This is a genomic window from Mucilaginibacter sp. KACC 22063 (assembly GCF_028736115.1).
Classification (GTDB): Bacteria; Bacteroidota; Bacteroidia; order Sphingobacteriales; family Sphingobacteriaceae; genus Mucilaginibacter.
The window spans coordinates 4510971-4525635 of sequence record NZ_CP117877.1 but is presented as its reverse complement, the minus strand read 5'-3'; the positions used below and the strand labels follow the sequence as shown (position 1 = coordinate 4525635).

At 43.2% G+C, this 14665-nt stretch carries 13 protein-coding genes; 5 read left to right on the top strand and 8 right to left on the bottom strand.

The features are described from left to right. Positions 1–7: 7 nt before the first annotated feature. Positions 8–1399 (bottom strand): hypothetical protein, encoded by a 1392-nt coding sequence (locus tag PQ461_RS19835; protein ID WP_274207302.1) that lies wholly within the window; start codon positions 1397–1399, stop codon positions 8–10. A gap of 12 nt (positions 1400–1411) precedes the next feature. Then, on the bottom strand, positions 1412–4198 hold the full coding sequence (locus PQ461_RS19830) for a TonB-dependent receptor (protein ID WP_274207301.1): 2787 nt from the start codon (positions 4196–4198) through the stop codon (positions 1412–1414). Positions 4199–4450: 252 nt separating this feature from the next. Between PQ461_RS19830 and PQ461_RS19825 the strand changes: the two genes are divergently transcribed. Then, positions 4451–5119 carry a lipid-binding SYLF domain-containing protein gene (locus PQ461_RS19825; protein ID WP_274207300.1) on the top strand — a complete coding sequence of 223 codons (669 nt, stop codon included), beginning with the start codon at positions 4451–4453 and terminating at the stop codon, positions 5117–5119. 130 nt (positions 5120–5249) lie between these two features. Here the strand turns inward: PQ461_RS19825 and rbp are convergent, their stop codons facing one another. From rbp to PQ461_RS19810, 3 genes are all read right to left on the bottom strand, one after another. Beyond that, positions 5250–5642 carry an RNA-binding regulator gene (gene rbp, locus PQ461_RS19820; protein WP_274207299.1) on the bottom strand — a complete coding sequence of 131 codons (393 nt, stop codon included), beginning with the start codon at positions 5640–5642 and terminating at the stop codon, positions 5250–5252. 270 nt (positions 5643–5912) lie between these two features. Then, positions 5913–6407, bottom strand: coding sequence for a hypothetical protein (locus PQ461_RS19815; protein ID WP_274207298.1), 495 nt, complete (start codon positions 6405–6407; stop codon positions 5913–5915). Between the two features lie 4 nt (positions 6408–6411). Next, positions 6412–7584: a THUMP domain-containing class I SAM-dependent RNA methyltransferase gene (locus PQ461_RS19810; RefSeq protein WP_274207297.1), complete on the bottom strand. Its 1173-nt coding sequence runs from the start codon at positions 7582–7584 to the stop codon at positions 6412–6414. Between the two features lie 58 nt (positions 7585–7642). Between PQ461_RS19810 and PQ461_RS19805 the strand changes: the two genes are divergently transcribed. Next, positions 7643–8005, top strand: coding sequence for a DUF3127 domain-containing protein (locus PQ461_RS19805; protein WP_274207296.1), 363 nt, complete (start codon positions 7643–7645; stop codon positions 8003–8005). 134 nt (positions 8006–8139) lie between these two features. Here PQ461_RS19805 and PQ461_RS19800 read toward each other — a convergent pair whose 3' ends face one another. Beyond that, positions 8140–8985 (bottom strand): T9SS type A sorting domain-containing protein, encoded by an 846-nt coding sequence (locus PQ461_RS19800; RefSeq protein ID WP_274207295.1) that lies wholly within the window; start codon positions 8983–8985, stop codon positions 8140–8142. 129 nt (positions 8986–9114) lie between these two features. Between PQ461_RS19800 and PQ461_RS19795 the strand changes: the two genes are divergently transcribed. Then, positions 9115–10962, top strand: a complete 1848-nt coding sequence (locus tag PQ461_RS19795; RefSeq protein WP_274207294.1) for a sensor histidine kinase — start codon at positions 9115–9117, stop codon at positions 10960–10962. An 8-nt stretch (positions 10963–10970) separates the two neighbouring features. Then, positions 10971–11663, top strand: coding sequence for a response regulator transcription factor (locus PQ461_RS19790; protein ID WP_274207293.1), 693 nt, complete (start codon positions 10971–10973; stop codon positions 11661–11663). Positions 11664–11676: 13 nt separating this feature from the next. On the opposite strand, the gene PQ461_RS19785 is transcribed toward PQ461_RS19790, so the two are convergent. Next, positions 11677–12690: a dipeptide epimerase gene (locus PQ461_RS19785; RefSeq protein WP_274207292.1), complete on the bottom strand. Its 1014-nt coding sequence runs from the start codon at positions 12688–12690 to the stop codon at positions 11677–11679. Between the two features lie 53 nt (positions 12691–12743). Between PQ461_RS19785 and PQ461_RS19780 the strand changes: the two genes are divergently transcribed. Further along, positions 12744–13736: a hypothetical protein gene (locus PQ461_RS19780; RefSeq protein ID WP_274207291.1), complete on the top strand. Its 993-nt coding sequence runs from the start codon at positions 12744–12746 to the stop codon at positions 13734–13736. Between the two features lie 38 nt (positions 13737–13774). Here the strand turns inward: PQ461_RS19780 and meaB are convergent, their stop codons facing one another. Further along, positions 13775–14656 carry a methylmalonyl Co-A mutase-associated GTPase MeaB gene (gene meaB / locus PQ461_RS19775; RefSeq protein ID WP_274207290.1) on the bottom strand — a complete coding sequence of 294 codons (882 nt, stop codon included), beginning with the start codon at positions 14654–14656 and terminating at the stop codon, positions 13775–13777. Positions 14657–14665: the final 9 nt, after the last annotated feature.

The window sequence follows — 14665 nt, the reverse complement described above, 5'->3', positions numbered from 1 at the left end:
TATCCTATTAATGCTGGTTTCCTGTGCCATCGTTTTGATAAGCGCCTATATCTTTACCCGGCTGTGTAATGGTTGTGCCATAAAGTCCGGTAGTTTTAACCGCACCAATTGGCGTTATACCAGTTTTACCTTTACCCAAGGCAGGTGAACTGCTTTGCACCCGGAAGTTTGAAGTGCCCACAGTAACCGCAGCAGGTGTTTGGTTGGCAACAGTGATAGGTCCGGGGTTAGCCGTATAATCGTACTGGTTTACATTATAACCATAAAATTTAGGGTCGTTTTGACCTGCTGTTGTTGATTGTATATCACCCGACTGGAACTTGGCTATGCCATCGGCTGCTAAAAACAGTCCGACAATTTTAGATGTTGAACCGTAATATAAGGTATTGTTATAGGCAATATTGGCAACATCTGCATCTGGAGTGACACGCATACCAAAACGGCAGTTAACAATCATGTTATTATACATAAACCCGCGTGCACCTTTTTCATAATCAATAGAGCCACCGCGGCCTGTTTTAGTTTGGCGGAAACCGCAGTTAACCATGGTATTGTTGTACATACTTATGTTACATTGTACACCTGAGCTGCCCGCATCTGATGCCTTTAGCGCATTAGTTGCCGCGCCGATCAGCATATTATAGCCAATATCGCCAACAGTTCCGCTTTTCATGTTAAAGAACTCACCACCCGATAGTCCGCAAAGCTCAAATGTATTACGCATAACGCTTATTTTACCGCCTGATACGCGTATGGCGTCATCCTTACTGCCAAATATCCATGAATCTTCCAGGATAAAATTCTTCTTAATGTTACCGTAGAAGATAATATATCGCGGATCGCCCTGTGCGTAAATAGCCGGATCATTATTGGGGCCTGCCGGGCCGCCTGCAAATTCGAGGTGTGTCCATTTGATAATCATGTCGCCGCCTGTTGGGGTAGGGTTGGCTGCTGTAGCTGGTCCCGGCGAAGCAACTATACCGCCCCAGTATCCCTGAAATACATTACTGTACGTTTGCTGCGAAGCCTGAGTGTGCAGGTCGGCAGAGTTTTTAACCGTAATATAGTTTGGTTTGTCCTGGGTGCCTAAACTAATAAAGGTACCGTGCATAATTATTTCGGGGCTGGTTTGCCATGTTTTACCATCGCCAAGTGCAATTAACCTTACGTCATTTTGCATTAACAGGGTATCGCCATCGTTAACGGTGATATCGCTGCTGAAATAATAGGTTTTACCGCTAAGTAAAGTGCCTTTAATGGTGCCTTTAAGGGTATCAGATGTGATCACGTTGCCTGATTGGATCAATGGCTGTGATATGTCTGTCAGTTCGCTTTTATGGCATGCGCTCAACATCAAGGTGGCGCCAAACGCAAATGCTAATAATTTAAATAGTTTCATCCTTGTATGTTGTTATAGTTTATACCTTAAACCTGCTATGTAATACTGGCCGTAGGTATCGCGCCGTACAAAAGTATTTTTGCCTGCTTCCTGGTATTCAACCGCCTGTGCAGTTGCAGGGTATGCACGTTTAATTTCAAGCTTGTAAGGCGTGTTTAACAGATTGGTAGCTTTTACATACACGTAAAGGTGTTTTACGACACGTTTTTCTGCCGAAACATCAAGCGATACATAGCCTGTTTGCCAAATGTCGTTATCCAGATATGGCGACACGGTATTTATGCGTGCGCCGGTATATACTGCCGAAATCTGGGCATCAAAACCTTGTTTGCCGCTGCGATATAAGAAAGACAGGTTGCCGATGTTTTTAGACTGCCCTTGTAGTGAACGGGTTTGCGAAACCGTGCGGTGTGTTAAGAAACCGTTTGCATCGCGGTAATCCTCTAACTTGTCGGTAGTGATCTTTGAATCGGTATAAGTATAGTTGGCACGAATACCGAAGTTGTGTACATATTTTGTAAAATCGAGTTCGAAGCCGTAGTTATGTGCATTACCAAAGTTTTCTGGTTTCAGCACATAATCTGTGCCCGACGGCTCAATGGCATACTCAATCGGGTTTTTAATGCTCTTGTAAAATACACCGGCCAGTAACTGGTCAGAGCCTTTAGGAAATAGCTCGTACCGCAGGTCGAAGTTTTCGGCGGTGATGCGTTTCAGATACGGGTTGCCCTGCTCTTTGTAATCGGCATCAGGGTCACCAGCTGTATGCGGAACTAACTCATAAAAGTTAGGACGGCTAATGGCCGAGTAATATGACAGGCGGATATCCTGGTTATGCTCAAGCGAGTATTTTAAGTTTAAGCTTGGCAGCAGGTCATAATATTTAATAGAGCCTGTGGTACCTGCAACGGTAACAGGCGCACCTGTTTTCCAGCTTTGATCAGTATGTTCGTAACGCAAACCACCAATGGCCAATAACTTGCCTGCATTAAACCTGAACTGGCCGTAACCCGCACCGATTTTTTCGGTAAAATCATAGTTTAAAGCGTCGCTTCCGGTCCCCTGCGTATTAAATACATCGAAAGTGTTATTATCTATATTGCCATTAAACTGCTGTGCCGTGTTGCTGGCAGAAGGGCGCAGATCATATTCATCATAAGTGCTGTGGCGTGTTTTGTCCCTGTACATACCACCCGCTGTAAATTCAACTTTAGTGTTGAAGATCATCGGCGAATAGATCATATTCAGGTACCCGCTTTTATCCTCGTCAGAGTTTTTGGCAAACACACGGGTCTGTGCCTGGTTGGCATCAAACAAATAAGGGGCTTGCAATACAGAACCATCTGCCTGCGGTGTACGGCCTGTAGTAAGGTTCACCTCTGCACGGTCAGGCTCGTTTAAAGTAGCTTTTGAATATACACCAGACCAGTTTAAGCCAAACACGTCAGACACACGGTGATCGCCATGCAGGTTTAAGTTATAGATATTCTGCACGGTGCGGTCGCTACGGTAATCCTCTGTTACACGCCCGGTACCAATGCCCGCACGGCCAAGCTCTAAGCTGGTATCTGAACGGAAACGGTAGCTATTCTGATTCAGATTGATCAGGTCCGCATCTAATGAGATCCTGTTGGCGTCATTAAAATGATAATCAACTTTACTGATGATACCTGTACGCTGCTGTTGAATAGCATAAGTACGGCGTTGTATGCTGGTTACATTAGGCTCGTTAGTAGCCTGGTTAACTGCAGTACCAAAGAAAACGCCTTCTGTTTCGCGGTAGTTGTTCTGGTAGCTTACACCAACAATAGCACCAAGCTTCTTATCTCTTGTACGTCCGCCAACAGTTACACCTGCGATAGTAGCAAGCGGCACATTGATCTTACTGTAATGGAACGGATTGTTAGGGAAATCTGCCATTGAAGCAGTGTAATTATTGCCATTGGCTACCCTTGGTGAAGTTTTAAGGCTTGCCGAGCGATCAAACTTGGTAAAGCCGTTATCAAAAAACTTTGAGGCAAAGCCTGTACCTACGTTTGCATTAATGGTAAAGTCATCTGGTGCTTCTTTTAATACCAGGTTAATACCGCCACCAATGGCATCGCCCTCCATTGCAGGGGTTAAAGACTTGGAGATTTCCAGTCGCTGAACAATATCAGCCGGGAAAATATCAAGCGGTACATAACGGTTCTTGTTATCAGGGCTTGGTATTTTAATACCGTTAACCAGCGTGTATAAATAGCGCTGGTCCATACCGCGTATAATAGCATATTGCGCCTCGCCGTTGTTGCTGCGCTCTACCGATACGCCCGATACCCGCTGGGTTACACTGGCTATGGTAATATCCGGCGATACTTCGATGGCTCTTGCTGATACAGCATTGATTAGTTGTGGTGCGCGCTGTTCGGCAGTTTTAGCTGCCTGATCGCTTTCGCGGTTGGCGTGCGACTTAACTTTAACCTCATCAAGGCTATTTACTTTTTCAGACAAACTGAATTTCAGCGTCGAAACGCTATTATCTGCCAGGGTAAGATGTTCAGTCTCGCTTTTGAAAGACACATAATGGGCCTCAACCTCATAAGCGCCGGGCGCCAGATTTTTAAAGGAGAAGCTGCCATCAAGGCCCACACTTGTTGAGATTTTGTGGTGATTTGATTCTTTTTCGAGTGTTACTGTAGCTCCGATCAGCGGTTCGCCGGTCTTTTTATCTACAATAATACCTTTGATAATGCCACCCGCAAACGCGCGGGCCGTACATAAAAAGGATAGTAAAATTAATAGGGAATAGAGGCGTTTCATCAGCATGGATTAAATCACAGCAAATGAAGCGTTGCAAGTTGTTCTTAAAATTACGCCCGTGTTAAGCAATTATAAATTAAGCGCAATTTATGTGTTACTAAGCCCTGCTTTGTTAACATAGGCTTAGCATAAAACATCAGCACAGCTACGGCTATTAAATATTTTATATAATATGAAAGAATATTTTTTCAAAACCACAACCTACTGTTACTGTTGTAACAATACATCTTTAACAAGTTAAATATTTTAACCATGAGAACATTTAAATTACTTGCTATTCCTGCTTTATTAAGTGTGCTGTTTGTACTAACATCGGCTACTAAAATCAGCACAGAGCAGGAACGCATTCAAAAATCAACCAGAGTGATGCATGATTTTGCACAAATGAAAGAGGGGATACCTGCCGAGCTGCTTAAAAATGCAGAAGGTATCTTAATTATCCCAAAAATGCTGAACGGTGGTTTTGTACTGGCAGGCAAACGCGGAAAAGGCGTTGCATTAGTAAAGCATGAAAGCGGCTGGAGCAATCCGGTATTTGTTACCCTAACTGGCGGTAGTATTGGTTTACAAGCTGGTGTACAGGCAGTAGATCTGGTACTTGTATTTAAGCACCGTGCTGTATTAAGCAAAGTAGAAAACGGCGACTTTACTATCGGCGGTGATATATCAGCAGCAGCAGGCCCGGTTGGCCGAAGCACAAGTGCAAATACCGATTACAAACTTGATGCAGAAGTTTATTCTTATTCACGCAGCAAGGGTTTGTTTGCAGGTATCAGCATAAACGGTGCAAACATATCAATTGATAAAAGCGCTGTTAAATCTTACTATGGCGACAACCACGATTCTAAAACAGTATTTGAATCAACCAAAAGCCCTAATGCAGATGTAACTGCTTTAAAAGCAAGTATTGCAGCTTTATAATAAGCAGCATTGCTTTAGAAAAATAAAAATAATAGAAATCTTATTTCGTCAGTAAAAGACAAATTACGGAGGGAAGTAAGATTTAGGTTAAAAATTAAAGCACCGGCAAAAAACCGGTGCTTTTATATTTTTAGTAACGGTCGCCTCTTGAATAACCGCCGCCACCACCACTGTTGCCACCGCGGTTGTAACCACCGCCGCCGCCACGGTTAAAACCGCCGCCGCCGCCTCTGTTACCACCACCAAAGCCACCGCCACCACGCTGAGGGCGATCATTTGATTTACGGTTTTCTGCCTGGCTTACAGCAATAGTTCTGCCGCCAACTTCTGTTCCGTTTAATCCGTCAATTGCTTTCTGTGCTGCCTCATCATCCTCGATCTCCACAAAACCGAAACCTTTACTTCTGCCGGTTTCGCGATCAATAATTAATTTAGCTGTGCTTACTTCGCCATAAGGCTCGAAAAGATTCCTTAAGTCTTCTTCTTTCAACTGGTAAGAAAGACTTCCTACAAAAATGTTCATTAATAATATTTTTTTAATAGATGTACGGTTGATGGCCAGATAGCTTTAACGCAAATCACGGTAACATTGTTCGATAATCTTCTGCAATATATAGATAAACTTTATAAAAAAACCAAAATAAGATTTTTTATAACTTTTAATTCGCAAAACAACATGCCGACTGTACTGTGTGTATATTTTTTGTTAATTCAACTTGAAAATAAAGTTAATTGAAAAAGTCTGTAACTAAAAGTACAGACTTCGAAAGTTTTTATCGGTTGTTATTACCTTTTAGTTAAGGTCGTACTTTAATGCAACGGTAGGTAACAAGGTAGCCATATCCAGCGGTACCTGATTATTTGTAAATATTGGGGTGCGCCTGGCGTAAAATGTGGTGTAAGCTTTATTGGCAGTTGCAGCTCCGGTTTGAGGCGTATTGTAGCTAATGGCAAAGGTGATAATATAATCATGCATCTTTTCGCCGTCAAAAATAATCCACTTTTTGTCGGTTTTCTTAATCAGGTCGGCAACAGGCTGTACCAGGCTAAGATCATCAGCGTAATAAACAATTATTTTTTTGATCGCGCCTTTAGGGTCGGCAGTAAATTTTAAGGTAACTGTACCTGCGGCCCGTGCTTGTTTAATCTCGGCAGAGGGAACAAAGTTATTATTAAAAAACTGGTTCATGGCCTCTTGCCCGCCCTGGTAAGGATAATCGAGTGTTTTTTGTGCCATTGCAGCAGTGGTTGTAAAAACCACTGCCAGTAGCATAAATAGCTTTTTCATTTAATTAATCTGTTTTGGGTTGTCTTTTACTGCCGTCATACAATTCATATTCCAGCAGGCGGCAGTCCAGTTTACCGTTATAAAATTCTATCCTGCGCGCTGCACTAAGCCCAACGCGTTTGGCCAGGTCAGGGTTTCCGGTAAATACATATCCTTTATATCCGCGGCAATTTTGTTTCAGAAAATCACCTATGCGCTTATATGTTGCCTCAAGTTTGGTATGCGTACCTAAACGCTCGCCATATTCGGGGTTAAACATTACAACGCCCGGCGTTTCGGGCACCTGGGTGTCGGCAAAATCACAAACAGCAAAATCAATTAAATGTTCTACACCGGCAGTGCGTGCGTTTTTGCGCGATATTTCAACCGCATCTTCAGAGATATCGGTAGCAATAATCTTAAAGTTCAGTTCTTTAACGGCTTTATCTTTCAAAGTGCGGCGTTCGGCAAAGAATATCTGTTCATCGTATCCTAATAAGTGCATAAAGCCATAGTTCATCCTGAAAAAGCCCGGGCTTTTATCTGTGGCCAGCAGTGCAGCCTCAATAGCCAGCGTTCCAGAACCACACATTGGGTTAATGAATGTGCTTTTTCTGTCCCAACCGGTAGCCATAATGGTTGATGCGGCCAGCGCCTCCAGCATTGGCGCTTTCCCCGGTATTTTACGGTAGCTGTGTTTGGCCAGTGTTTCGCCCGATGTATCTATATATATATCGGCGCGGTCATCCTGCCAGTAAAGGTGTATTACGGTTTTATTAAGCTCGGGACCCGAGTTTGGCCTGATGCCTTTTTTCTCTTTCAACCGGTCTGCAACAGCATCTTTCACCTTTACGTTAGCAAAAAGCGGTGTGCGGATATGCTCGTTATTTACGTTTGACGTAACGGAAAAATAGCCTGCAAAATCAATAAGATCTTCCCACGCTATCTGCACCAGGTTATCATAAAGTTCTTGCGGGTCTTTAGCCGTAAAGCTTTTTAAATGATATAATACCTGGCTGGCGGTGCGTAGGTTAAGGTTAAGTGTAATACACTCGTTAACGGTGCCGTAAAGCTCAACTCCCGTTAAAAAACTGCGTTTTATATCAAAACCCAGCTCTGTTACCTCCTGCTGTAAATAAGGGGAAAGCCGCTTATTGCAGGTGATAATTATTTTACTTTCTGTTTGGAAAACTTGCATCAGTTGGGCAAATTTATGAATTAAAAATTTATAACTTTACAGCTTAAATACTTGATACATGGATATTAAAGGCAAAGTACACGAAGTATCTGCTACTATGCAGGTAACCGAGACTCTTAAAAAGCGAGAACTTATTTTAGAATATATAGAAAATCCTCAGTACCCTGAGTATATCAAATTTGAGGCAATTCAGGACCGTTGCAATTTGCTGGATAACGTACGCGAGGGCGATAACGTTGAAGTTTCTTTTAACCTGAAGGGCCGCCCATGGACCGACAGAACAGGTAAAAAGAGCTATTTCAATACATTACAATTATGGAAAGTTAACGTAATTGGCGGCGCCGGCAGCGCACCTGCACCAGAATATGCCCCACCGGTTGACCTGAGCTCGGCACCAGATGATGACGATTTACCGTTCTAAATCAGAACGTGAAACAAGATACAAGAAGCGAGAAAAAAGATTGCTTCCCTAATATTTTTTATAACCAAAACGGCACCTATTTCAGGTGCCGTTTTGGTTTACTGGTATCTGATTTCTCGCCCGGGTCTCTAAAATCAATTTTCCTTATAGATTTCCTTTACAGCAGTTTTACCGCCTTGTTTCACCTTCAGCTGATAAAAGCCATTTAAAGGCAGGGCGAAGCTTCTGTTAAACAGGCCACCGCTTACCTTCTCGTTAAAAATCACTTTACCTTCGCTATCAGTTAATTCTGCTGTTGCTAAAGTTTTAGCTGGCAAATCGAACATTAAAGTTGTTTTTCCTGAACTAAAATCAGCCAGCATACGGATGTTTGACAGGGTTAGCTCATTCTTTTCATCGGCATTTTTAGCTTCGCCATCAATTTCATGCCTCCAGGCCTGCCTGCCTTCACTCACGGTATAGTGTACCGTAGTGGTAACACCATTGTTATCTGTGTTTTCAAATGTAAACTTCTGCATGTTGCGTGGTAGGAACCTTCTCATAGGCATGCCTCTTCGCTCACGTATCCTCATTCTGTTATGTTCCCGTCCCGGAGCCAGGGCTATAGCAGTATCGGTGATTACATCAGGGCGTTCAATGAAGAAATCTACCGTCGTCTGTTTTATATTGCGGTCGCCCATCACATAACTGCGCTCAACACTGTCAATAGGCGCTAATCCGGGATCTTCCATCTTTCTTAAACGCAGGCGGTTACGAGGCATCTTTATTTTGTTGATGTCGCGCAAGGCGGCTTCCCGCTCGCGGCTGTTCATATCTTTAATATTTCTGCCGTTAATTACGGTATCGCCGTTCATAATAGAAATTTCCAGGTTTCTGGTATCCTGGGCGAATACGGTTGAGGGCAATATAAATATAGCTGCAATGCTTACTGCAAACAGCAGCTCGAAGCCGGGCATAGTGGTGATTTTCTTTACATTCATGGTAAATAGGGTTTGAGAATCAAATGTAGTAATGGGCTGATGTTCAATCAACTATTACCCTGCTAAAATATGTTAAAAAGTGTTAAAGCTGCTACAGGTCGGCTAATTTGAAATATTTTTGTTACCTGGATGAGTAAAAGAAGTATAGTTTTAATTACGGGGTTGATGGGGTTTGCGCTGCTGGGCGTAATGGCTATGCAATTGTATTTTCTGAGGCAGTCATACGTAATGCAATCTGCCTTGTTTGACCGCTCTGTAAACGAAGTACTCAACAATGTAGTTGATAAGGTTGCGCGTGTTGATGCCGTTAATTTTTTAAATGAAAAAGCCCGCTTTAATGATGAGCAGGAGTTACAGAAACGTAATTACCGTCTAATTGTAAAAAGCATACATAAAAGTACACTTGATACGCCAACCGGCGATAATCCTGAGGCCGACAGCTTAACCATACGTAAAAAGCAAACCGAACGCGAAAAGCATATTGCCATGCTGCGCGATAGTTTGAAGCATATTATTATGCGGAACAAAATGGATGAAGAGCTGAACAATATTGCAGGTTCGGTTAACTTCAGGATACGTGTTGATGAGTTTACCGATGAATTTGGGATTGTACACCAGCGTTTAACCCCCGAAATTGTAAGCATCCCGCAGAAACAGGTAATGCTTAAACGGCCTTTAAAGCTTAACAAATATGATACCCTGACGTATCAGTACACAGATCCGCAATTTGGCAGGCAAACCATTACCATTCCGCAAATAAACCCTTTGTGGCAGCGCGAGCAGGACCGTAAACAGAAACAACGCCAGATAAGACAGGTGAAACGTATGCTGGCTACTGACTCTATCGAGAACCTGAAACAGGGGCAGGGCAGCCAAAGAAGCGTTATACAAAGTATAGCGGAAGAATATCAGCACACAGGAAAACCGCTTACCAAACGCATCGACTCGGTATGGATAGATTCTGTACTGCATTTCGAGCTGCGCAATAAGGGCATTAACCTGCCGTTTAGTTACGAGGTAACCACCGCCACTAATGATTCGCTTATTTTTCAACGGGCATTAAATACCGGCGAGCAGCCAAAGTTTTTGCCGGCAAATACCTACGAAACAGCCATATTTAATAAAGAGGTAGTGAATGATCCGGGCAAGATCAGGATCACCTTTCCGGAAAAAAGCTCGTTTTTGCTTAGCCGCATGACGTATACTATGGCCACCAGCGGTGCGTTGATGTTTGTACTGGTACTTTGTTTCGGCTATACCATTTATTCGATATTGAGACAGAAGAAGATATCGGAAATGAAAACCGATTTCATCAATAACATGACGCACGAGTTTAAAACGCCGGTATCAACCATTATGATTGCCAGCGAGGCGCTTCGCGATGAAGAGATTGCCCAGGATAAAAACCGTGTATCAAAGCTGGCAGGCATTATTTATGAAGAAAATGCCCGTTTAGGCAGCCATATAGAGCGGGTGCTGAACATAGCCCGTATAGAGAAAAACGACTTTAAGCTGGAAGTAAGGCCTGTTGATGTGAACGAAATGGTATCCACCGTGCTCGATAGCATGGAACTGAAACTGCAAAAGTATAACGCAGAAACTACCATGCACCTCGATTCGGAGAACGCTGTTGTGAATGCAGATGAACTGCATTTGTCAAACGTGCTTTATAACCTGATTGATAATGCGCTTAAATACAGTAAAGATGCGCCTAAAATCACCATCAGTACATTAAACCGTAGCGGGCAGTTGATTATCAAAGTAGCTGATGAGGGCATAGGAATGACACGTGACCAGCAAGCCAAAATATTTGAGCAGTTTTACCGGGTACCAACCGGTAATCTGCATGATGTGAAAGGCTTTGGCCTTGGGCTAAGCTATGTAAGCACTATTGTTAAGCGCCTTAACGGCAGCATAACGGTACGCTCAGAAAAAGATAAAGGATCAGAGTTTGAATTAAGGTTTCCACTTGCCTGATAAATAAGATGAAAAAAATATTACTGGTTGAAGACGACCCCAACCTGGGGTTACTGCTACAAGATTATTTGCAGTTAAAGGGTAAGTTTGATGTTGTGTTATGCAAAGATGGCGACGAGGGGCTTAAGGCATTTACAAAAGACACCTATGAGCTGGTGATATTAGATGTAATGATGCCTAAAAAGGATGGCTTTACCCTGGGTAAGGAGATCAGGAAGATCAACCAGCAGATACCCATTATTTTTGCTACAGCCAAAGCAATGATCGAAGATAAAACCCAAGCATTTAGCCTTGGAGGCGATGATTACATTACCAAACCATTCCGGATAGAAGAGTTGCTGCTGCGTATTAACGCCCTGCTTAAACGTGTTGCCGGTAGCGAGGTAAAAGAGGAGCCCAAACAAAGCTTTTTTGAAATAGGGAAATATAACTTTGATTATACGCAGCAAATGATCACCACGCAGGATCATCAGCAAAAACTATCAACCAAAGAAGCCGAATTACTGCGCCTGCTTTGCCTGCACAAAAACGAAGTACTCACCCGCGAAGAAGCGCTACTGAACATCTGGCATGACGACAACTATTTTAATGGCCGCAGCATGGATGTGTTTTTAAGCAAGATCCGTAAATACCTTAAAGACGACCCTGAAGTGGAGATCATTAATGTACATGGTAGGGGCTACAAATTACTGGTTAATTAAGTCGTCGTTATAGTTATAATAACTGCAAGCCCAGTCCTGCGGCATCACTTAATTGCCACTTTCCGTCGGCAAAACCCGGCATAATAAACGGATTATTGCTTGTAAGCAATGGGCCGTCAAGGTCGGCCCAATCGCACTGCGGGGCAAGTGCTGCTGCGGCTAAGGTAGCGCAACTGGTTTCGCTCATACAGCCTATCAGTATTTTTAAGCCAAGTTCGCGTGCTTTTTGTATCATCAGGTGTGCCTCATGCATCCCTGCCGATTTCATGAGTTTGATGTTGATACCATGATATGCTCCGGCAACCTGGGGAACATCGGCCAGGCGCTGGCAGGCTTCATCGGCAATAATAGGTACAGGGCTGCGTTCGGTTAGCCAGGCATTGCTATCAAAGTCTGTTTTAAGCATGGGTTGCTCAATCAGCTCAACGCCCTGCTCCTGCAACCAATAAGTCATTTCAAGGCTTTGCTGCAAATCAGTCCAACCCTGGTTGGCATCTACATATAATGGCTTATCGGTTACAGTACGTATGGTACTGATCAATTCTTTATCGCTATCCCGGCCAAGCTTCACCTTAATTACTTTACAAGCCTCGGCCTGCTTCACTTTTTCAATAATTACTTCGGGCGTATCAATGCCAATGGTGAAACTGGTGACAGGCATCAAAGCAGGATTGCTGCCCAACAATTGCCAGCAGGGCTTTCCATGTAGTTTTCCATCCAGATCATGCAGGGCAATATCAATAGCCGCTTTAATGGCAGGCTGCCCGGGCGCAATGGTATCCAGGTAGTTTATTATTTCATCAAAGTTGAATGGATAAGTAAACCGGCTTACATCAACACTGGTTAAAAAAGCAGTAGCGCTTTCTACGCTTTCGCCCATATACGGCACCATTGAGGCTTCGCCATAACCAATATGCCCTTCATGCTCAATTTGCAAAAGCATAAGCGGTGTTGAGGTTCGCGAAAATTTAGCTATGGTAAAGCGGTGCTTTAGCTCAAGCTCATATGATTGATACGTCAGTTTCATGTTAAAAATCAAAGCTAAAAATTTAAGGCAAAAATTAGGTTTATCTTTGCAGCATGTCTGCACAGATCTATTATCCTTTTAAGAGTTTTAACACTGCAAAACGCCAATGTTTTTTGACAGGCAAGCCCATACAAAGCAGCGAAGAACAAATCCACGTTTTTCCGCAATGGCTAATGACGCGTTATAGCCTGGAGGACAAGCCTTTTAAACTGCTTGACGAAAGCTTTGCCACGTATAAGGACCTGATGTTGCCCTGTGCTGCTGATATCAACGAGCAATATATTGAACCGCTTGAGCGCGAAATAGAGCAGGCATTTACTACCGGCTACGATGCAGTTAAGCAGTTAGATGAAATGCGGATATTTCACTGGTGCGCCAAATGGCTGCATGGTATCATTTTTAATGAATTGCAGGCTGCTATGGTACAACAGTACCGCGACGGGCAGGAGTTTAGCGTATCGCACTCACTTTTGCAGCGTTTCACCAATCTACACATTATGCTCCAAAGCATGGTGTTGCCAATAGAATATGAGGGCGACTTTAAACCGTTCAGCCTGTTTTTATTCAAAGTGGATAATGAAGAAAACGAATTCAGTTACCGCGATGAAATCAGCACTGTTACTTTTTCGCTGCGTATAAATGATTTCGGGTTGATTATTTGCCTGCAAGACAACAATACCATTGCCCGCTACCAGGAAAAGGTTTATAACCGTATTAAAGATCAATTGCTTCACCCCATTCAGTTTGAGGAGTTTTGCGGCAGGGTATTTTATACTGCTTACCTGTTTAACCGCCTGCCGGAATATGAGATCATGACCGTACATGATACCATTTATATTGAAGCCCTTTCCCTTCGAGGCAATAGCATGAAACCGATCTTCGACGAATGGGAAGCTAAAACCTATGGACAAGTGCTGGAGAATTTCTGGAAAAAATGGGGCTTCCTGCTATTTGAGATCATTAAAGACCCGGACCATACTATGAGCTTTTTATTCGACAGGGAAGACCAGTTGATTAAGAGAGAAGATATTGCTCTGCCTGTTTAAAAGTTTATGCTGGCAATTACACCAGCGCCAACAAGTATTTAAGCTATACCAGCGGCAAACTGATAAATATTAAAGCCAGGTTGTTTTGAAGCTTCTGCGAGTTGCAGCCGCAGCTTGTTTTTATCTATATCAGCCATTCGCTTGTCTTTTATCAGCTGATACACCTTTTCTGTAGCAAGCCACGCTTTGCGCGGATTGTCTTTAACTACAGGCTGATTAATAAGATATGCCATATCTTTAATTCCCTTATCTTTAGAAGCAATGGTTTTTATAACAGGAATTTCACGGTGCTGATCAAATAAGAGTTTTTTTAACTTCCCCGCAAATTCGTCTGCCCCGTCGCGGTCGGCTTTGTTAATGATAAAGGCATCGGCAATTTCCATCAGGCCCGATTTAATGTTCTGGATCTCATCGCCAGCTTCGGGAACTAAAACAACAAAGGTAAAATCGGCCAAGCCGGCTATTTCTACTTCCGACTGGCCAACGCCAACTGTTTCTACAATGATGTAATCAAATTGGGCAGCACGCAGCACATCTGCCATTTCAATTGCCTTTGTCGATAATCCCCCTAATGAACCACGGGTAGCCAGCGAGCGTATAAATACCTTGTCGTTATTAAAGTGCGACGACATGCGGATACGGTCGCCAAGCAGGGTACCGAAATTGAATGGCGATGTAGGGTCGACGGCGAGTATGGCAATATGTTTGTCGTCGTTTGCCAATTCAGTGATCAGCGCATTTACCAGGGTGCTTTTTCCTGCTCCAGGCGGTCCGGTTATACCTATTACAGGTATATTTTGGTTAATATGCAAAGTGCGTAAAAGTTCATCGGCGCCATTAAGGTTATTCTCCACAATAGTAAGCGCCCGTGCTACCGAACGAAAATTATTGTAATGTGGCGCCTGTAAACTGCGTTGCATATGAATAAA